General features: G+C 36.6%; 19 protein-coding genes. 8 read left to right on the top strand and 11 right to left on the bottom strand.

Translation table 11 applies throughout. From position 1 onward, the window contains the following. Positions 1–139: 139 nt before the first annotated feature. Complete coding sequence (gene tkt, locus K4422_RS09420; RefSeq protein ID WP_230710823.1) at positions 140–2134, bottom strand: transketolase; 1995 nt, start codon at positions 2132–2134, stop codon at positions 140–142. Between the two features lie 88 nt (positions 2135–2222). After that, the gene (locus tag K4422_RS09415; protein WP_206902776.1) at positions 2223–2465 is read right to left on the bottom strand and encodes a DUF896 family protein; all 243 of its coding nucleotides are present in this window, start codon (positions 2463–2465) and stop codon (positions 2223–2225) included. A gap of 169 nt (positions 2466–2634) precedes the next feature. Here K4422_RS09415 and lexA point away from each other — a divergent pair, with 169 nt between their 5' ends. The 5 genes from lexA (at position 2635) to K4422_RS09390 (ending at position 5696) form a co-directional block, all read left to right on the top strand. Then, positions 2635–3255 carry a transcriptional repressor LexA gene (gene lexA / locus K4422_RS09410; protein WP_206902775.1) on the top strand — a complete coding sequence of 207 codons (621 nt, stop codon included), beginning with the start codon at positions 2635–2637 and terminating at the stop codon, positions 3253–3255. Between the two features lie 119 nt (positions 3256–3374). Beyond that, positions 3375–3587 carry a hypothetical protein gene (locus K4422_RS09405; protein ID WP_230710821.1) on the top strand — a complete coding sequence of 71 codons (213 nt, stop codon included), beginning with the start codon at positions 3375–3377 and terminating at the stop codon, positions 3585–3587. Positions 3588–3896: 309 nt separating this feature from the next. Continuing rightward, the gene (locus K4422_RS09400; RefSeq protein WP_230710819.1) at positions 3897–4517 is read left to right on the top strand and encodes a hydrolase; all 621 of its coding nucleotides are present in this window, start codon (positions 3897–3899) and stop codon (positions 4515–4517) included. A 19-nt stretch (positions 4518–4536) separates the two neighbouring features. Further along, complete coding sequence (locus K4422_RS09395) at positions 4537–4902, top strand: hypothetical protein (protein WP_230710817.1); 366 nt, start codon at positions 4537–4539, stop codon at positions 4900–4902. Between the two features lie 11 nt (positions 4903–4913). Continuing rightward, positions 4914–5696, top strand: a complete 783-nt coding sequence (locus tag K4422_RS09390; protein WP_230710815.1) for an alpha/beta hydrolase — start codon at positions 4914–4916, stop codon at positions 5694–5696. 624 nt (positions 5697–6320) lie between these two features. Here the strand turns inward: K4422_RS09390 and K4422_RS13575 are convergent. From K4422_RS13575 to K4422_RS09380, 3 genes are all read right to left on the bottom strand, one after another. Then, complete coding sequence (locus tag K4422_RS13575; RefSeq protein WP_268991022.1) at positions 6321–6449, bottom strand: hypothetical protein; 129 nt, start codon at positions 6447–6449, stop codon at positions 6321–6323. Positions 6450–6587: 138 nt separating this feature from the next. After that, positions 6588–7730, bottom strand: a complete 1143-nt coding sequence (locus tag K4422_RS09385; RefSeq protein WP_230711002.1) for an aminotransferase class I/II-fold pyridoxal phosphate-dependent enzyme — start codon at positions 7728–7730, stop codon at positions 6588–6590. Between the two features lie 47 nt (positions 7731–7777). Next, positions 7778–8860, bottom strand: coding sequence for a helix-turn-helix domain-containing protein (locus K4422_RS09380; protein ID WP_206902770.1), 1083 nt, complete (start codon positions 8858–8860; stop codon positions 7778–7780). A gap of 139 nt (positions 8861–8999) precedes the next feature. Here K4422_RS09380 and K4422_RS09375 point away from each other — a divergent pair, with 139 nt between their 5' ends. The 3 genes from K4422_RS09375 to K4422_RS09365 all read left to right on the top strand — a co-directional run bounded on the left by K4422_RS09375 (position 9000) and on the right by K4422_RS09365 (position 12670). Next, complete coding sequence (locus tag K4422_RS09375) at positions 9000–10034, top strand: ornithine cyclodeaminase family protein (RefSeq protein ID WP_230710813.1); 1035 nt, start codon at positions 9000–9002, stop codon at positions 10032–10034. A gap of 48 nt (positions 10035–10082) precedes the next feature. Further along, complete coding sequence (locus K4422_RS09370) at positions 10083–11207, top strand: aminotransferase (RefSeq protein ID WP_206902768.1); 1125 nt, start codon at positions 10083–10085, stop codon at positions 11205–11207. Positions 11208–11353: 146 nt separating this feature from the next. Continuing rightward, positions 11354–12670: a metallophosphoesterase gene (locus tag K4422_RS09365; protein ID WP_230710811.1), complete on the top strand. Its 1317-nt coding sequence runs from the start codon at positions 11354–11356 to the stop codon at positions 12668–12670. A 161-nt stretch (positions 12671–12831) separates the two neighbouring features. Here the strand turns inward: K4422_RS09365 and K4422_RS09360 are convergent, their stop codons facing one another. The 6 genes from K4422_RS09360 to rlmD all read right to left on the bottom strand — a co-directional run bounded on the left by K4422_RS09360 (position 12832) and on the right by rlmD (position 20875). Next, entirely contained in the window at positions 12832–14106 is a 1275-nt protein-coding gene (locus K4422_RS09360; protein WP_230710809.1) for an ABC transporter permease, read from the bottom strand. Beyond that, on the bottom strand, positions 14103–14786 hold the full coding sequence (locus tag K4422_RS09355; RefSeq protein ID WP_230710807.1) for an ABC transporter ATP-binding protein: 684 nt from the start codon (positions 14784–14786) through the stop codon (positions 14103–14105). The genes K4422_RS09360 and K4422_RS09355 overlap by 4 nt, the downstream gene beginning before the upstream one ends. Before the next feature lie 414 nt (positions 14787–15200). Beyond that, entirely contained in the window at positions 15201–15914 is a 714-nt protein-coding gene (budA, locus tag K4422_RS09350; RefSeq protein WP_230710805.1) for an acetolactate decarboxylase, read from the bottom strand. A gap of 86 nt (positions 15915–16000) precedes the next feature. Continuing rightward, positions 16001–17653, bottom strand: a complete 1653-nt coding sequence (alsS, locus tag K4422_RS09345) for an acetolactate synthase AlsS (protein WP_206902763.1) — start codon at positions 17651–17653, stop codon at positions 16001–16003. A 317-nt stretch (positions 17654–17970) separates the two neighbouring features. After that, positions 17971–18780: a bifunctional hydroxymethylpyrimidine kinase/phosphomethylpyrimidine kinase gene (thiD, locus tag K4422_RS09340; protein WP_230710803.1), complete on the bottom strand. Its 810-nt coding sequence runs from the start codon at positions 18778–18780 to the stop codon at positions 17971–17973. Positions 18781–19495: 715 nt separating this feature from the next. Beyond that, a complete protein-coding gene (rlmD, locus tag K4422_RS09335) occupies positions 19496–20875 on the bottom strand; it encodes a 23S rRNA (uracil(1939)-C(5))-methyltransferase RlmD (protein WP_230710801.1) in 1380 nt (459 codons plus the stop codon). Positions 20876–20987 lie beyond the last annotated feature (112 nt).

The following is a 20987-nucleotide window of genomic DNA, read 5'->3' as shown; positions in this document are numbered from 1 at the left end:
ACAAATATTTAATATACGCAACATTAAAAAGTTTTCTTAACGTCTTTTCTGACAATCTGCCTAATTTTACCAAAAAACAAAAAGACTCTTTATCAACTGCTACAGAAAAAGCAATTTATAAGAGTCTTTTAATGATTAATTACAAGGAATTATAAACATTAACGACATTTTCAACAGTGAAGCCAAATTCACTAAGCACTTTTTCACCAGGAGCAGAAGCACCAAAATGATTAATTGCAACTACTTTTCCGGCAAAACCAGTGTATCTTTCCCAACCAAACGGAGAAGCAGCTTCAATCGCCACACGATTTTGTACTGCTTGAGGTAAGACACTTTCTTTATATTCGGCACTTTGAGCTTCAAATAAATCAAAACTTGGTAGTGATACAACCGAAACATCTTTCCCAGCCTTCTGCAATTCAGCTTGAGCTTTTACAGCTAAATCAACTTCTGAACCAGTTGCAATCAAGATACCTTCAGGTGTTTCACCTTGTTGCGGTGAAACAACATAGCCACCTTTAGCCACATTTTCATCTGCATTTTCTTTTGTACCAGGTAAAACAGGTAAGTTTTGGCGACTTAAAACTAAAACAGTTGGTTTATTTGTTGTTGTCATAGCAATTTTCCAAGCTGCTCTTGTTTCATTTCCGTCAGCCGGACGAATAACTTGAACATTTGGTATGCAACGCACACTTGCTAATTGTTCAATTGGTTCATGAGTTGGTCCATCTTCACCAACAGCCACTGAGTCATGGGTTAAAACATATACAACAGGTGCATTTTGAATCGCTGATAAACGCAATGCCGGACGTAAATAATCCGTAAAGACAAAGAATGTTCCACCATAGACACGGGTACCACCATGTAATTGGATACCGTTCATAGCAGCTGCCATAGCGAATTCTCTAACACCAAACCAGATATTCCGTCCTTCGTATTGACCCGGTTCAAAATCTTTTTCTGCAGCTACCATCGTATTATTCGAAGATGATAAGTCTGCCGAACCACCCCACAGACTTGGAACTGCTTTAGATAAGGCTTGAATCATTTCTTTACTTGATACACGACTTGCTTGAGCGGTGCCTTCTTCATAGACAGGTAATTTGTCATCCCAATCAGCTGGAAGTTCACCGGCAAATGCTGCTTTAAATTGTGCCGCTAGTTCTGGATAGGCTTGGGTATATTCGGTGAAAACTTTATCCCAGGCCTCTTCAGCTTTTTGTCCCCGATCGTTGATCGTTTCTTTAAAGCGTGCCGCTGCTTGTGCTGGCACGGTGAAATCTGGATATTCCCAACCATAAGCTTTCTTAGCTGCAGCAATTCCTTCTACTCCTAATGGGGCACCATGAACTTTATTCGTACCTTCATTTGGTGCACCAAAGCCAATAATTGTTTTCACTTCAATTAATGATGGTTGATCCACGTTTTCTTTTGCTTTTTCTATGGCTGCTGAAATTTCTTCTAAATCATTACCATCTTTAACTAAAATATGTTGCCAACCATAGGCTTCAAAGCGCTTGCCAACATTTTCTGTGAAGGCTTTTGAAGTTGGTCCATCTAAAGAAATATCATTTGAATCATACAAAACAACGAGTTTGCCTAATTTCATGTGACCAGCCATAGAGGCAGCTTCTTGTGAGACACCTTCCATTAAGTCGCCATCACCACAAAGTGCATACGTGTAATGATCAACAACATTGAAATTATCACGATTATAAATCGCTGCTAAATGCGCTTCGCTCATTGCCATTCCGACTGCCATGGCAATCCCTTGACCTAAAGGACCAGTTGTTGCTTCTACACCATCAGTATGATTTACTTCTGGATGCCCAGGTGTTTTGCTATCCCATTGACGGAAATTTTTCAAATCATCAATTGTGACGTTATATCCTGCACAATGTAATAAACTGTAAAGTAAAGCCGACCCATGTCCGGCAGATAAAACAAAACGATCACGGTCTGCCCAGTTACGAGAAGTTGCTGGGTTAATTTTCAAATGTTTTGTCCAAAGAGCGTAAGCCATTGGCGCTGCCCCCATTGGTAAGCCTGGGTGACCAGAATTTGCGGATTGAATCGCTTCAATACTTAATGTACGTAAGGTGTTAACGCTCAATTCATCGATTTTATCAAACAATTGTGCTTCCTCCTGTTTTTAGGTTTTTTTTACCTTTATTATTTACATCCCTATTGTATAGGATTATTACCGGAAAAGCAATTAAATATCAATCTCGATTGTGTAAACCTTTTTCTTTTTGAATTTGTTTTAATTTATCTGGCGTTACGTCGTTTCCTTTAGGATCAACAACCTTCATGCCTTCAATATGATGCCGCATACCGGAGCGGAAAGCTTTTAGATACTCTTCGCGTAAATTTTTTTGTTCCCGTGTTTCTGCATCAGTTAGACCAGCTTCTTTTTTCTTTTTTGCTAGCGCATTAATTCGTGCTAATTTTTCTTCTGATAGCATTTTAAAATCCCCTTTTTATTATGAACGTTAAATTCTTTGAGTGACGCATATCTTTCCTTATCTTAGCTAAAAAAAAGCCTGGTGACAACTACAAACTCAAAGCGAACATCTGTTTGATTTGTTTTATACTTTATGCTAAACTAAAATTATTAAAGAAAGAAGGTGCAGTATGGCTAAACGCACAGAAAATCGCCAAATTGAAATTTTAAAATTTATTCACGATCGCGTCTCGCAAAAAGGTTATCCTCCTACTGTGCGAGAAATTGGTGAAGCAGTCGCTTTGTCTTCCACATCAACTGTTCACGGTCATCTTTCCCGTTTAGAAAAGAAAGGCTTAATTTTACGTGATCCTACCAAACCACGGGCAATTGAATTAACCGAATTGGGTCTTGAAAAAATCGGCGCTCAGCCGGAGACAATTCCGATGCTTGGGGTTGTAACAGCCGGCGAACCAATTTTAGCAGTAGAAGAAGCATCGGATTTCTTTCCCATTCCACCTCATTTATTAAACGACAGTGGTTCTTTGTTCATGTTAACGATCCGCGGTGAAAGTATGATTAATGCTGGCATTTTGGATGGTGATCAAGTTATTGTTCGGAAACAAGCTGCCGCAAGTAATGGTGATATTGTGATTGCCATGACTGACGAAGACGAAGCTACTTGTAAAAGATTTTTCAAAGAACGTGACTATATTAGACTCCAACCAGAAAATGATTATATGGAGCCTATCATTTTGCCAAATGTTAAAATTTTAGGTTTGGTAGTTGGACTTTATCGGGATTTACTCTAGAACGAATAATAAATCTTCGAATTTTTCGAGGATTTATTTTTTTACTTTACAAACCGAACATACTTTCGTATAATCAATATACAAACATTTGTTCGTATATTTTAATTGAGGTGAAAAGGATGAATACAATTCGCAATATTTCTTTAATCGTTTTAGGTTTAATCGTCAGCTTTGTCATTAGTCATTATGGTGTTGCTCTAGCCGCTTTGATTTTTGTTCCCCCTTTTTTAGTCTGGTTTGCCTTATGGGACGAAAAAAAATATCGTCAAAGTATTCGTAAATTTTATCCTTACAATCAAAAACCACGGGATACCTATCATCAATACAAATAATTTTTAGTAATTATTACAATGGGTTACTTTGACCAATAATTTTTAAGGTTTGACAGATTAGTCTTGAGACTTTTGTGTCAAATCTTTTTTATTTGTTTTATATGTAGAGTATTTACAATTGAGGCTATTCCAATCCATATTTACCCTAATGACTGCTACTATCTTTTTTAAACTTTTATAATTCAAATGAAAATTTAAGCGCTTACTATTTTAAAGTCGGATTATTTCCCTTATTTAAAAAACGGCAGTATATTGGTTTTGAGGTAAAAATTTTCATTCTACTAAATAGCATTAAGGAGGAATTTTATTATGACAAGTTATGAACCTAGAAATCCCGAAAAAGATGAACTGCTTTCGCCGGAAAACAGCGTTTTTGTACTAATTGATTATCAGCCTACACAAGTAAACTCCATCAATTCAATGGATCGCCATGAATTAGTTGAAAGTATTGTAAATTTAACAGCTTTGATGCGGGCTTATAATGTCCCTACTATTGTTTCAACGGTCAACGTAGCAACCGGACGTAACAAAGATACTATTCCCCAATTAAAAGAACTAGTAGCTGATTTGCCAAGCTATGACAGAACCTCCATTAACGCATGGGAAGATCGCGAATTTAATGACGCCGTTAAGGCAACGGGTAAAAAGAAAATTATTATTGCCGCATTGTGGACAGAGGCTTGCTTAACTTTTCCAACCTTGGATGCTTTAAAAGAAGGCTATGAAGTCTATGCTGTCGCAGACGCAGTTGGTGGAACAAGCAAAATCGCCCACGAAATGGCACTTCATCGTGTTGAACAAGCTGGTGCTAAAATGACCTCCTTTGCGCAACTTGCTTGCGAATTACAACGTGATTGGAATAGAAGCAATACTGTAGCAAAATTTGTGAAAGCCATGCAAGACAAAGGAATTTTCTTAAAATTAGAATAGTAAAAAAGGAGTAATTTTCATGTTAGATATTCAAGGTTCGCTAAAAAATTTGTCCTGGACAGTAGAACATCACTTTTTGCATATAAAAAATCAGCATCCTTTCATGCGTGCTTGGGCCGTTCAATTTGAATTAGCGTATACTGATTTTCGCGTGATTCAATTAGCGTTGCAATTAGCAGAAAATCAAATGGCGCTCTTAAAGACTTTTACAGCACAATATGATGCAGTCTATCAATATGAAATGGCTTTTGCCAGTGGTGGCTTAGAAGGTTTCAACGAAAAATTCACTTCTATCGCAGAATACGACAAAGCACAAAAAGCTTTACTTACCACCATTGATGAAATCATGCAACTTCAACCTGACGATGCCAATGATTTAATTTAGGAGCGATAAAAATGAAAGTAGTAAATGATATTGTCTATGATATGGGGAATGATTTAAAGTTGGATACCTATGCTCCAACTGGTGATTTCAAAGCGGTTTTACTCTTGATCCACGGGGGCGGTTGGTTTCGTGGCGATAAGAAAAAAGAAAATTTTCTGGCTGAAAAGTTTGTGGAAAATGGCTTTTTTGTAGTTGCTCCAAACTATCGCCTTGCACCTGCTCACCTTTATCCTAGCGCTTTAACGGATATTTTCAATGTCTATGCTTGGGTTAAAAACAATGCTGACTTAAAAAATAAGCTAGTTTTTGCTTTAGGTGCTTCAGCCGGTGGAAATTTGGCAGTTGAACTGGCCTTACAAAAAGGAATTCCCGCTGCTTCTTGGTCAGGGATTATTGATTTATATGATTGGGTGACAAAACACCCCGAAGTGAAAGCAGTTATGAATAAAGAACAACACTTCGATGAACACGAAAGTCGCGAAATCGATCAAGATGGCAGTAATGATCAATTCTATAAATGGTTCATTTTAAACTACGTTAGAAATGATTTAAATTTGTTAAAAGCGGCTACGCCCTTAACACGAATTACAGCTAACAGCGGTCCTGTATTTTTAGCTAATTCGTTGCATGAACTCGTGCCGATCAGCGGTGTTTTAAAATTACAACAAGGACTCGCCACAGTTGGTGTTGAAAGTTGTGTTAAACTGATTGCTGGCACCATTCATGGTGAGGGGTACTGGGAGAAAACCCTGAATCTTACATTAGCTTTCTTTAACGAGCAGCTAGGAAAATAAATAACTCTAAATTTTTAAGGCCTTAAAATATTGGGTAATACCAAATATTTTAAGGCCGTTTTACTTTAATTATTTGCGATAAAAGGTTTTTATATAGCAATATCAGCTTTATTACTATATTCCAAGGTTTAAGTTAAAAAACCGCTACCTACTTTTACTTTAAAATTCGCAGTTTCTATTTTTCATTAACCACATAGTCATATTTCTTTAAATGCTTGAATTTTTTGTCGTTCTATTAAGGTCTTCGTTTTGGTTAAAAAGAAGTATGTCTGGATGCATATAGGTTTATTTGGTAGTAATGCGCAAGCTTAATAATGGCAGTTTAACCAGCCCTAGATGATAAATACAAAATAACGAGTAAAAATGCAATTTCTAGTCCAACATGAGATAAAAGCACCTAAATATAACGGTATAAAAATTAGCTGCCACCGTAAAAAATACAGGTCTCTAATTTGCCCACTCTTCCCTTCTTTTTCTTGCCCTCCTGCTAATAGCAGGAGGGCATTTAGAAAATACGTAACAAAGCAAGCGCCAAAACTGTTTCTTGTATTTTGAAAAATCCCTCGTAAATTTTTAATCGCAAAAAAAAATCGTACCATCTTAACCAGAGAGTACGACTTTTTCTTATTTGTTATAAATTTTGGGACCTTTACGCATATTTTTGCGATCATTTTTTGGTGCTTGCATTTCTTTTACACGGCCGCCGCCTTGTTTTTTCTTAATTATTTCCATCATTTTTTCTTTTGTATTCATGATTTTCTCCTCAATTTGCCTTTAACAATCATTAATTTCAGGCGCAGACTTTGTTAGGCTACCAACTTCAAATCAAGCTGTTTAGCCTGCGACTTTTGATTATACAAGATGCAACTCTTGAAAGCAAATACTGCATTTTTATGAGAAGGTTAACTTTTCCATCCGGTCAAAGGCTGATTTTAAAATAGATACCGGTTGATTTGCGGCAATTCGAACCTGGTCTTTACCAGTTGTTTCACCAAAAGCGACCCCTGGTACCAATAAAACATGACATTCTGCTAATACTTTTTTAACAAAAGTTAAAGAGTCCAAATTAGTTTTAGAGATATCTAAATAAGCATACAAACTTCCTGAAACTTCCCCCATGCTAAGAAAATTAATTTTGGCGACCCGTTTTTCAATATAGCGCAACCGATCGTAAACAAGACTGGCAACTTCGCTAAAGAGCTCTTCCCAATTATCTAAAGCAAAAACACCGGCTGCTTGTGAAATGGAAGGTGCTGTAAAAGTTACGAATTCACTGACATTTCGGCAGGCATCAATAATCTGCTCTGGGGCAATCATAAAACCAATTCGCCACCCCGTCATTGCAAAAGTTTTAGAAAAACTGTTAAAGGTTATAGTATTTTGCGGTGCGTAACTCATCATTGGGGTGAAATTTTCATTAAAACAATAAGCTTCATAAACCTCATCTGAAAAAATATACAAGTTATTTGCAATTGCTAGATCAGCAATTTTTTGCATTGTTTCTTTTGTAAAAACTGCTCCCGTTGGATTATTAGGGGAGTTAATAATAATAATTTTCGTTTTATCGGTGATCTTTTCTGCTAATTTTTCAACATCTAATTGATAGTTTTCTGCTGGATTGGTTGCTACAAATACCGGTATACCTTGACAAGCAAGGACTTGCTCTTTATAAGGGGTAAAGTAAGGTTCATGAATAATCACTTCATCACCTTTATCAACTAAGGCCATTAAGGCTAAATACATACCATGCATCGCACCCACTGTTGCCCGTACTTCATTTTCACTAATTGTCATGTGATAACGTTTTTTGTAATAGCGACAAACAGCACCGAGAAATGTCTTCGTCCCATCTGGCGCTGTATATTTTGTCTCACCATTTTTGGCAGCAGCAAAAGCTGCCGCGATGATTGACTCATTCGTGGTTACATCTAGATCACCAATCGAAAGATCAATTAAATCTGGCGTATCTTTTGCCAAAACAGCAATTTCCATTAGCAAACTATTTTGTTGCTGATATTTTTGATTGATTTGCATTCTATTGGTCAAACTAATCCCTCCTCGCCCATTTTATCTCGTAGTAATTATTTTCTTATTTTAAACAGTAGACCGTAGTTTGCAATCAATTCAAACTCTGATTGAAATCCAAGCTTGTTGCAGACAGTTTTGATGCGATAACGGACTGTATTGGGATGAATAAATAGCGTGTCAGCTGTTTTTTGAATATCACCATTTGCGGCAAAAAAAATGAGTACAGTTTGAAATACCTCTATCCCAAAATCTGCTTGTAGTTCAGCCATTAATTTGTCAACAAGCTTTGTAATCCCAGTATTTAGTTTCATTTTGCCAATCAAAGCTAAAATACCTAAATCATCGTAGTGAAAAATTTTGCCAAATTGATTATTAGCTTCTAAAGCCAACAGGGATTCTTCAAATAATTGTGCTAAATCTTTGTTTTGTTCTTGGTTGCTGCTACAGCCGCCGATAAGATTGGACTTAAAACCAGGCGGAAAAGTTAGCTCCAAGGTTGTTAGAACAAAAAGTTTATTTTTCCACCGCGTTAAAAATGCAGCTTGGGGAATATCACGTTTAAATTGATCATACTCCCGTAAAGAAAAGACGGCTTGATCTTGTTTTTCAATCAAATATGCTCGACTCTGAGGCTTTAAAACAAGGGATAGCTGTTGATATAAAGACGCAAAATTGTGTTCATCACCATTTAATAACTGTTGAAAACTATGTTCTAAATAATTTAAATAGTCCGCTTGATGAATACTGTTTTTAATTTTAAAAATCAAATTTTCTAAGTAATCCGCTTCTTCCGTCAATAAAAACAAGGGGAAATTTTTTTCGTTGCAATAATTAAGGACCGCTAGGGGAATATCCTTAAAGTAAACATTTTGAATGGCTAAAGAACTCACTTTATCTTGTAATAATTGTTGAATGGTTGGTAACAGTTGCTCTGGATTGTCTTTCATGAACAACAGGCTGGATACAACAATGGAACAAGGTTCAAAATACGGCTGTTCCTTATTTTTCATTAAATCAAATTCGTGATCTAAAATCCCCACATCCATTATCGGATTCTTCAGCCCATTAAAACCAGCACACAAAACAAATCCCTTTGGATCAATAGTGTCCAATAGACCCGTGACAGTCAAACCCATCTTTACACCTCCATCATAAATGAAAAACACGCAAGCATTTTTATTAGCTCTACAAAAAATATATCTTAATTTTGGAAATATTACAAAAAAACCTCTTACATTTATCGCTTACAATGAAAGAAGTAAAGGAGTTGTTTCCATGAATAAAGTTACAGTTTTAAATGAAAATGATTTACGAAAAATTTTAACAATGGAAGAAACTATCGCCGCAGTTGAAGAGGCCTATAAACAAAAAGAGTTAAACAAAGCCCTCGTTCTTCCGATGCTATTCCATGAATTTGAAGCTGGTGTTGCGGATATGGATATCAAAGCTGGTGTTATGCCCGAACTTGAGCGTTACGGTTTAAAAGTCGTCTCTTGGTTTAAAGATAATCCCGCCAAAAACTTACCGGCTTTATTTGGTACTACCCTCTTATTTGATAGTAAAACAGGAGCACCTTGCAGCTTGTTGGATGCTGAATATATCACGGGCATGCGCACCGGTGCCGCAGGGGCCATTGGTGCAAAATATTTAGCTAAAAAAATGGCCAAAACATTGCTAATTATTGGTTCGGGCCAACAAGCCTTTTTTCAGATTGCTGCATATTTGACGGTTTTTGACAGTATATCGGATATTTTTATTTTTGATCCCTTAGATGCAAACAAAGCAAATGCGTTTGTAACAAATTTGGCGACACCTTTAGAAAGTTTGTTAGCCAAAAATCCAACCAAAAAAGTTTCGCTAAAAAATACGAATGTTAGCGCTGTGACAGATCTTGCGCAAACATTAGAAAAATCAGATTTAGTGGCAACGGTAACCCCTGCCACTACGCCAATTATAAAGGCAAAATGGGTAAAAAAAGGAACACACTTTAGTTGTATTGGCGCTGACATCAGCGGTAAAGAAGAAATTGATCCGCAGATTTTTAAAGATGCTATCATCATCGTTGATGATTTACAACAAGCAATAACTGTTGGTGAAACTGAACGTCCGATCAAAGAAGGAGTTATAAAAAAAGCTGACATTAGCGGTGAAATTGGCGCCCTTATTACAGGAAAAGTTGCAGGTCGTACTGCAGATGATGCCATTACGATTTTTGATTCGACAGGAATTGCACTCCAAGATCTAGCTGTTTCAAATTTAGCACTAAAAATAGCTACTAAAGAAAATATTGGCCAAACTGTCTTTTTATAGTTTTTTTTACAAACACGCGGGAACAGTCATAAATTAAGGAGGAAAAAAATGAATATCAAACCCTTTAAAGTAGAAATGTGGATGAACGAACACGAAGACAAAGCTATTTACAACACTGGTGAAACCTGTGTCGACTCAATTAGTGTCAATGATTTATTCGAATTAGCTGGACTGGATAAAGAAAAAACTTTAAATGATCTTTTAAAAAAACGTCTCACCTATGGCCATATTTTTGGCAATCCAACTTTTAAACAGGGAATCACGAAGCTCTATCAAAATATTACGCCAGATCAAGTTGTTACTACCCATGGTGCAATCGGTGCAAATCATCTTGTCTTATATTCTTTAGTAAATCCCGAAGATGAAGTTGTGGCTATCCTCCCTACCTATCAGCAATTATATTCAATACCGGAATCATTTGGTGCCACGGTTAAAATGTATGCACTAAAAAAAGAAAATAACTTTTTACCAGACTTAGCGGAAGTAAAAAAATTAGTTTCGGATAAAACTAAAGTTATCGTTATTAACAATCCCAACAATCCTTCAGGTGCTTTAATGTCAGCAGATATTTTAAATGGCATCGTTGCTCTTGCCAAAGAAGTTGACGCCTACATTTTATGTGATGAGACATACCGCGGCTTGACACAAACTGATGAAGTGAGTCCTTCTATTGTTGATTTATACGAAAAAGGAATTAGCACAAGTAGCATGTCAAAAGTTTGGTCATTGGCCGGCTTGCGACTGGGTTGGATTGCAACCAGAGATTCTGCTGCTATGGATACCTGTTTAATACATCGCGATCATAATACGATTAGTTGTGGCCTACTAGATGAAGAACTGGCAGCCATTGCACTCACCCATCAAACAGAAATTATGGCCCGCAACTTAACTTTAGTACGTAAAAATTTGCAGATTTTAGACACATGGGTACAAAACGAACCCCATATCCACTACGTGAAACCACAAGCAGGGACGATCACTTTACTGTACTATGATTTTGACATGACAAGTTATGATTTGTGCTTGGATTTAATTGACAATCACGGTATTTTATTCACACCCGGTGAGTGCTTTGAGTTTGAAAAGTGCGTGCGAATTGGCTATGCCTGTAAAACTGATGATTTAAAGACTGGACTTGCAAAATTTTCAGAATATCTTCGTCAATTTGATTAATACTTTAACTTAATACACCTTTATAAATAAAGAGCGGGGATAAGAGGGCTTTAGTGAAGTCCTCTTATCCCTACTCTTTATTTTATTGTCTAATTTTTAACATAATGACAACCTTTGTGCTATGATAACCTGCGGGAGTGTGGAAGATGAAAAAAATGCTAACAATATTACTAATTCTATTTGGATTTGTCCTTACTGGTTGTCACACCTCAACTGAGGCAAATCAATTTAAGCTAAAAAATGATACGTTTTGGATTGCCACGGATATTCATTTTATTGCCCCGTCTCTTCACGATGATGGCAAAGAATTTCAATTTATCAAAGGAACTGCCGCCGGAAAAGATTTGGATTATCAAGAAGAATCTTTAACAGCCTTTGTGGCTAAAGCAAAAAAAGTAAAGCCTGCGGCAATTATTTTGACAGGTGACTTAACCTTAAATGGTGAAAAACAAAGTGCCAAAGAAATGGCTGAAATTTTAGCTCCTGTAAAAAAGACTGGTACAAAGATACTTGCGATTCCTGGGAACCACGATATTTTTGATGGTTGGGCTCGCAAATACCAAGGCGATACCAAAGAGCGTATTGCCCAAATCTCACCTACTGACTTTAAAGAATTTTTCCCCGATGGGTATAAACTTGCGACTAGTACAGATAGCGCATCATTAAGTTATGCAATTAAAATCGACAAAAAATATGACTTTATTTTCTTAGATACAAATGAATACCCCATTCAAACCAGTCGTGCGCAACCCCATACAGGTGGCCAAGTAAAAGATGAAACTTTAAATTGGCTTGAAAAAAGATTGCAAATTGCTGAAAGTAAAAACAAAGTTCCGATTCTTTTTATGCATCATAATCTTTTTATTCATAACCCTCTTGTTTACAAAGGTTATGTCTTGTCAAACGCTCAAACTCTTAAAAGTCTTTTAGCAAAATATCCGGTGCCTGTAGTTTTTTCCGGTCATATTCATGCTCAAGATATTATGAAAGATCCTACTGGAAAAACTGACATTACTGAAGTTGTTACCAGCTCCTTTGCGATTGCTGATCATGCTTATGGTGAATTAAAGCTTACCCCAGGCAAAATTTCCTATCACAGACAAACAGTTGACGTAGACGCTTGGGCTAAAGAAAATAAAATGACGGCTAAAAATATCCGTCAACATAATGCATATTTAAAAGAACTTTTCTTCAAAGATGGGCAAAGATTAGCTTATCAACAGCTTTTAGATCAAAAGGTGCGGGATGAAAATATTTTAGCGCCCGCAGCTAAATTAGTTGGTGAAGTAAATTACAATTATTTTACTGGACAAGATGACTATTCATCAAAGAAAAGAGAGCAAATAAAGCAGTCTTTTGCTTATAAAGAACTTGGCAAATATTCTCCCTTTTTACAAAAATACATTGATTCGGCCATTAACGATACCAATTTAGCAGATCAAAAATTAGTCATTAAACCTTAAGCAAAAAAACTTCAGGAAGTGTCACCAAGACGGTTTCCTGAAGTTTTTGTTTGTAAAGCCCACCTAAAGTCCTTCATTATTAAACACTACCGTTAAGATTGAATTGTTTCAATTAGGTTAGTTACTATCTTTATTCTTACTACTCTTATATGACTAGAAGTTTATTCATAACGCAATGCATCAATTGGGTCCAACCGAGCAGCGCGATTTGCAGGGAATGTTCCTGCTAAAAAGGCAATTAACATAATGATTACCATAATCATGGCAACCGATGAGAAATTAAACTGCAATAGGTTAAAGCCATCTAATCCTTGTAAGAAAGAATCGGTTGCTACTTTATTTACGACTTTTGCAGCTCCCATTGCAACAGCAACACCTAATGCTGATCCCCAAAAACCAATTAAAATCGCTTCAATACTAAAGGCTAAGAAAACTTTTCCTCGCCCCATTCCCATTGCTTTCATTAAACCAATTTCTCGCGTGCGTTCTTGTACTGACATATACAACGTGTTAATGATCCCAAAACTGGCTGCCAATAATGCAATAGCACCAAACAATGTTAATACACCTGTGATTGCATCGACGGTTGAATGAATCATCCCCACCTGATCAGCAAAGGTACTCGCCCCATACCCGTATTTACTCAATTTTTCTTTTAATTTTGTAATATTATTTTCTGTTGGATTTTTGACAGTTGCCAAAATAGCGTAATATTGATTTTGCATCCCCTTAGGCAAGCCAGCCTTATTGATGGCAATTAATTTTTCAGCCAAAGCTTTACTAACGACAGAATCACCATTATTTACAATACTTGGATTGCGCACGCCGACAACAGTTGCCACCACTTCTGATTGCGCTTTTGTCGCTTGTGACGAGGCCGCTATTCTAATTTTTTTCCCTAGTGCATCTTGTGCATTAGCAAAACCTAAACTCTTGACATAATTTGCAGCTAATGCAATTTCATAGGCATCGCCTTTTTGACTCACTTGTTTACCAGCTTTTAAGTCAACATCAATGCCATCTGTACTTGATGCAGATAAAACAAACTTTTTATTATTTTTTCCGACAATATAATCTGGACTAAAAGATTCGGCTGGTTTTACATCTGTTAAGCCAGCAATTTTTGCAATTTTTGTGACGTCTTTTTCGTCCAATAAATAAGAGTCCTCGGCATTGCCTTGTTCTTCCGTGTATTCTTTTGGTTCATCACTGGCTTTGTTTGGGTCATCACTAACAGCTTTGTTTATCATTAATAAATCATCACGACCAACATTTTTTACTTGTTTATCGACATAGTCGTTAACCCCAGCTTTAATACCCAACGTCATCGAAATAGTAAATGCGCCGATAAAAATCGCTAAAATAGTTAAAATGGTTCGCCCTTTATTCCGCCATAAATTTGCACTGGCAGAAGTTATTGTATCCCATAAATTCATGAACGTTCCTCCTTAACAATAAAGCCGTCTTTAATGTGAATTTGCCGATCACACCGGGCAGCAAGATCAGGATCATGGGTAACGATAATTAAGGTGATACCCTTTTGGCGATTTAAACGAAAAAGTAATTCTTCCACCTTTTCACCAGTGGCAGAGTCTAAATTTCCTGTAGGTTCATCAGCAAAAATAATTTCTGGATCGTTGACTAAAGCACGGGCAATACATACGCGCTGTTTTTGGCCACCTGATAAATTATTGGCCTTGTTTTGCGCTTTATCTGCTAAATCCACTGCAGCTAAAGCCGCCATCGCTTTTTCCTTACGTTCTTTACCTGTAATACCGGCAATTTTTAACGGCAAAATAACATTATCTAAAACACTGTCTTTGGCATTCAAAAAGAATTGTTGAAAAACAAAGCCAAAGGTTTGATTGCGTAATTTATTCAACTCTTTCTTTTTAATACCATTTGTTTCTTGACCAACTATTTTGACTTGACCTGTTGTTGGCTTATCTAACAAGGCCAAAATATGCATCAATGTCGATTTACCGGAGCCGCTTTTCCCGACAATCGCCACCGATTCTCCTTTTTCAATTTTCAAACTGATTTCTTTTAATGCCGTGAATGCGGTGTTTCCTGAACCATATGTTTTCCCTACACTTAATGTTTCAATTACTTCCATTTTACGCCTCCTTATGAGCCTTCAAAAAAATAACCAATAAGATAACAGTCATTTTCTTCACTTATTCAGTCTACCGCTACTGTAAATGATAAAAATCAGACCTAAGGTGTATTTTTTTATCGTCTTTTAGTCCGTTGTTGCCTGCAAAATCCTTCATTTCAAAAAAATAGCAGTGAAATAAGACGTAGGTTCTTTCAAACGTTAGATTTTTAGTCCAGCTTCAAAGAATCTATCGGCATCAAATTTCTCTGCTATTTGTTATGCTTAGATTTAATTGCTATTTGTAAAAAAGTTAATTCAAAGCACCTAGTAAGAGCATTTAGGCAATAGGGAGCTTTAACAAACCGCGAAATACATATTTTAATTGATCCACTCCATTATAAAATCAGCTAAGGCTGAAGTATCTTTTTTACATTATTCAGCTTCTTCAATATCTTTTGTTATATCGGCTAATTTTATTTCATTTGCTAAATATTCCGGACTTTCTGTCGGAAAATGTTGTCGAAATTCAGCTAATTCCATTACGTCTACTTGTCCTTTTGTCAACTTGAAATCCAAGACATGACCGCCGAATTTATGGTCATCACTAATAAAATGTAAATGAAAACCTGCTGCAGCCGCCCCATGAAATAGCTTGGGCGTAAAAAAACCCACGATTGTCCCAGAAATTTCAGCGGCTGAAAATTCGGGTTGGTTGCGTGCAATTTCGACAAATCTTGGATAGGGTTTAACTTGTTTAGGTGCTATCCGTACATGCATATGCTTAAATGTTCCCGCAACTTTGATAGCCGCAAATAGATTATGGCTAATTTTATTTAAAATTTCTGCTTTTAATTCATCATCTGTTATAGCAGAGCTTGGAAATTGAAGATCGGATTCAAAATGAGTAACCGCTGCATAAGGCGTCAGTTCTTCTCCGCTTAATTGATGAATGGCCCCTGTCTGGTCAGCATGATAGATTACACCGTCTAAGAAAATGACTTCTCCATTGGAACCTTCCAATGTCCCTAACCCAAAATCACCATAGTTAGACAACGTGCCAATTTTCTCTGTCCCCTCCATTAAATCTTGCATCAAACCGCCTAAAGTTCCATGTTGATAAATATAATTTTTAGCTTTCACTAACATATCAAATCTCCTCTTATTTCAAACTTAACAAAGAAAATAAACCTTTTTTACTTTATTAAGTGGCCACTGTAGCTGCTGGTTATCCTTTAATAAAATTGATCGGGCAAAATTGTTTTACCTAATTCCTTGTTATCAGAATAATCAATTGGAATGTCAATGATTACAGGACCTTCTGTTTCTAAGCCCGTTTGAATTGCCGCCTCTAATTCCGCTTTTGAAGTTGCCCGTAATCCTTTTGCACCAAATGCTTCGGCATATTTTACAAAGTCAACTGGACCAAAATGCACCCCTGAAGAACGATCGTATTTCATTTCTTCTTGAAATTCCACCATATTATAGCTGCCATCATTCCAAATCAAATGAATAATTTTTTGTTTTAGGCGTACTGCCGTTTCAAGTTCTTGGGCTGAAAATAGGAAGCCGCCATCACCAGAAATTGAAAAAATTTGCGTATTTGGTCGTACTAACGCCGCTGAAATTGCCCACGGTAACGCAACACCTAGTGTCTGCATCCCATTACTAAATAAAAGCTTGCGTGGTTCATAACTGCGAAAATGTCGTGCCATCCAAATATAATGGCTTCCGACATCTACAGTCACTGTCATTTCATCGGAAACATTTTTTTGCAAAGTATCAATCACTTCTAATGGGTGAACACGTCCAGTGTGAGGCGCACTTTTTTGCATGCCATTTTTCAATTTATCTTGTAGCGTAACCAGGTAGTTATTCGCATCTGAGGATAGGCGATAATCCACAATCTTGCCACTTAATTTTTCAATCGTTTTAGCGATACTGCCAATCAATTCTGCTTCTGGTTGCATATATTGATCAATTTCCATCGGCACTTCATCAATCACGATAATGCGTGCATCTTTTTCGGCATTCCAGTTTCGTGCTTCATATTCAATGGGATCATAGCCAATTGCTATTACTAAATCACTACGTTTTAATAACATATCACCAGGTTGATTTCGAAATAAACCAACACGTCCAAAGAAGTGATTTTCTAATTCTCGTGAGATAATACCCGCACCTTGGAAAGTTTCTACTACTGGCATTCCGGTTTTTTTAACTAACATTCGAATTGCCGCTGTTTCTTTTTGCCCAGAAGCACGCATTCCAACTAATAATGTTGGTAATTTGGCTTCATTAATTCGTTTCACTAGATCATCTATATCCTCATCAGAAGCAGCTCCTAACTTAGGCGCTGACAGAGGCTTGATTGCATCACTGTTCACCACACCATCGGTAACATCTTGCGGAATTGATAAAAAGCTGGCTCCTTTTTTAGCTGTTTTCGCTATCCGATACGCATTGGCAATGCTTTCTGAAAGATTTTCTGGATCTTGAATTTCTGAACTATATTTTGTGATTGGTGCAAATAATGCTGCATTATCCATACTTTGATGTGTTAATTTGGAAAGATCAGAACGTTTGACCTGTCCAGCTAATGCTAAGACAGGATCGCCTTCAGCTGTTGCGGTTACTAATCCTGTCGCTAGATTACTTGCGCCAGGACCGCTAGTTGCGATTACTACACCTGGTTCTCCCGTTAAGCGTCCAATTGCTTGTGCCATAAAAGCAGCGTTTTGCTCGTGACGCGCCAAAATCAACTGCGGACCATGATCTTCTAATGTATCAAAAACACCATCAATTTTTGCACCGGGAATGCCAAAAATAAATGGGACATTATGATTTTCCAAACTATTGACAATGATTTCTGCACCTTTTTTACTCACTGTATTACATCTCCTTAAAAACTGTATCACTAACAATTATTAATTTAGCACTTATGCCTTTATTTTTCAACAATGTAACACTATCGTATATTGTTTTACTGAAAATTAATTTTTTTTCAATTCATTTAATGTTTATATTTATTTTTGCTATTTGAAACTACAATGTTCATCTGAATAGTCAGGTATAAAAATAGCGAGCGCAAAAAGTTAGATTTTTGGTCTAACTTTTTGCGCTCGCTACAATACTGAGACATTTTTTTATACTAGAAACGTTAAAATTTCCGATTACCTCATAATCAAATAATCCTAACTACCTTTTAAAAAAAGCCACTACCAGCCCAGTGGTTAATCGGGCCAAATTTATGCCCGATGACAAGTTCAGCTGCAATTGCCTTATTGACAAATTCTTTAGCAATTTTTACCGCTGTCAACACATCGTTTCCTTTGGCCAACTCAGCTGCAATACAAGCTGACAAAGAATCTCCGGTACCATTTATTCGCTCTGTTTTAAAGTATGGGGCTTTTAACCAATGACTTTCTCCTGTCGCTAATAACAAGTAGTCCACAACTTCTATTTGTTTTTCATCTTGATGGGCACCTTTTATTACCACATTTTTAGCTCCCATCTTCTGTAAAATAAGAGCTGCTGTTTCAAAATCTTTTGCGGTATTTAATTTTATGCCCGTTAATTTCTCTGCTTCATAAAAATTTGGCGTTAAAACGAAAGCTAAAGGAAGTAATTCTTCCTTTAAGGTTGCCAAAGCTTCTTCTTCAATTAACATATTGCCGTGTTTTGTCATAATAACCGGATCAACAACTAAAGGACCAAAATCATACAACTTGTAATTTTTAACAATCGTGCGAATCAGTTCTGAATTTCCTAACATGCCAGTTTTGCTAGCGCGAATCTGGTAATCTGCTGCTAGTAATTCAAATTCTTTATCAATAAATTCTGTCGGTAATGTTACACTGGCCTCAATCCCATAGGAATTTCCAGCGACACAAGCGGTCATAACGGATGCCCCATAGACCTTTCTTGCAAAAAAAGTATGTAAATCTGCTTGCATTCCGGCTGAACCATCACTATCAGAACCTGCAATAGTCAGCGCTTGTGGATACTGTTCCATACTTGTCAATCTCCTTTTTAAATCGTGTAATTTTTGTTTGAAAAATGCGGAACCTTTTATCTCGTTTATTTGACGACAATCCTGCGCAATAATATGATACCATCGTCTATTGGGAAAACTTCCTAGCGCTTGTCTAAGCTATAAGTATCGCGTTATAGCCAGACTAGTCACCTTCAGGATCTTAACCCTAATTTTCAAGCAATAAAATGCGCCATCGCAAAAATCTAGTCTAAAGTAGCCGAAGGTAGCTTTCTAGTTTATTCAGAACTTTAAAGGCTGATATCTCTCTTTGCCATTTGGTGTAGTCTTCTTAATTATATTTCCTTTACCCTTTTTTAACGTGGCTATCAGTGTTTTAAAATCACCTATAGCACTAGTTGAAGTAACTAAATCCAAGCTGAATATATTATAGCATTGATAGCTTTTTTACAGGTATTCTAACTATTCGCATTTGTTGTAAATTTTATTTGCGATATTCTTTGCTTGATTTTACTAACACACTAGATAAACTGGCTCCTTTACTTTCTATGTTCACCTGAATACTTACTAGGGGGAAAAATCTCTAAAAATTTTTTATTACTTATCTCAGACACCCTGACTTCTATTTTGAAATCTATTATTTTCTTAATAAAACAACAAAAAAAGAGTTAAAACGCGAAAGTTCTAACTCTAAAAATCATTAAATTACATTGTATCTATAGTACTGCACTCAGGTTTAGTCTTTAGTCAAAATTCCTACGCACTCCACATGGGTTGTTTGTGGAAATAAATCAACCGGTTGGATTTTTTTACATGTGTATCCTTTTGCCTCAAAATCAATTAAATCTCGCGCCATTGTACCTGGATTACATGAAATATAAATAACTTTTTCTGGATTCATATCACAGGCAGCATTAATGAAGTCTGTTGTTAATCCTTTTCGTGGTGGATCAACGAAAATAACAGCTGGCTGCATTTCTTCTTTTGACCACTGCCCCATCACCTTTGTTGCATCCCCAACAAGATAAGTCGCATTATCAATTTCATTTAATTCAGCGTTTTTCTTTGCATCGGAAACGGCAGCTGGAATAGATTCCATCCCGTACACGTGTTTAACGCGATCTGCTACAGACAAACCAATTGTACCAATACCCGCATAAGCGTCAATGACAACATCATCTGGTTTTAGGGCAGCCATTTCAAAGGCTGTCTCATACAATACTTCTGTTTGTTCTGTATTGACTTGGTAGAAAGATTTTGCTGAAATTCGGAAAGTTTTTCCTAGCAATGTATCTTCAATGTAGTCTTGACCATAGAGAACTTTTTCATGTTCCCCTAAAATGACATTCGTTTTTTCAGTGTTAACATTTTGCATAACACTAACGACTTCTGGAATTTCTTTATGAATTTGAGCGGCGATTTCTTCACCTTTAAAGAATTTATTGCGCAAGGTTACCAATACCACCATCATTTGACGAGAATAATGACCTTGACGAATAACAATATGGCGCAGTAAACCTTCGTGTTGTTGCTCATTATACGCTTTTACATTGAAGCGTTCCAAAATATCGCGAACTTTAATAATCGCAGCGTCAATAGCGGGATCTTGAATATAAAAGTCTTCAATCGCTACCAAGTCGTGACTGTTCTTACGATAAAAACCAGTTTGTAGCTGTCCATCTTTACGCCGTACTGGAATTTGAGCTTTATTGCGGTAGCCGGTAGGTTTTGCCATTCCGATTGTGGGTAAAACAGGAATATCTGGCATTTTCGCAATTTTTTGTAAAACATTTTCAATCTGCTTTTGTTTAAAAAGCAGTTGCTCTTCATATGTTAAGTGGCTTAATGGTGCAATCCCGGTACGCAATATATCTTCGTTTGCAACTTCAACCCGTTTTGGGCTTTTTTCTAAGTAAGAAACAACACGCCCAATACCAAATTTTTTACCGACTTTAATTACTTTTAAAATAACTTTTTCACCGGGAAGTGCATTGTCGACAAACAATGGGTAATGATCAATCTTTGCGACCCCCATTCCTTCATAAGTTAAATCTGAAATCACAACTTCGTACTGACTATTTTTCTCCACTGGATATACTTGATCTGTTTTTTTCATAGTTCCTCCTAAATTTAGAACAAAAAACAACCTTAACGGCTGTTGACTGACTTTGCTTAAAACAATCCTTGTTTATTCTAAGGCATAAACTTGACTTATACAACCAAAAACT

The organism is Enterococcus sp. SMC-9 (assembly GCF_021011285.1).
GTDB lineage: Bacteria > Bacillota > Bacilli > Lactobacillales > Enterococcaceae > Enterococcus_C > Enterococcus_C montenegrensis.
The sequence above is the reverse complement of the archived record's forward strand: the minus strand, read 5'-3'. Positions and strand labels throughout refer to the sequence as shown.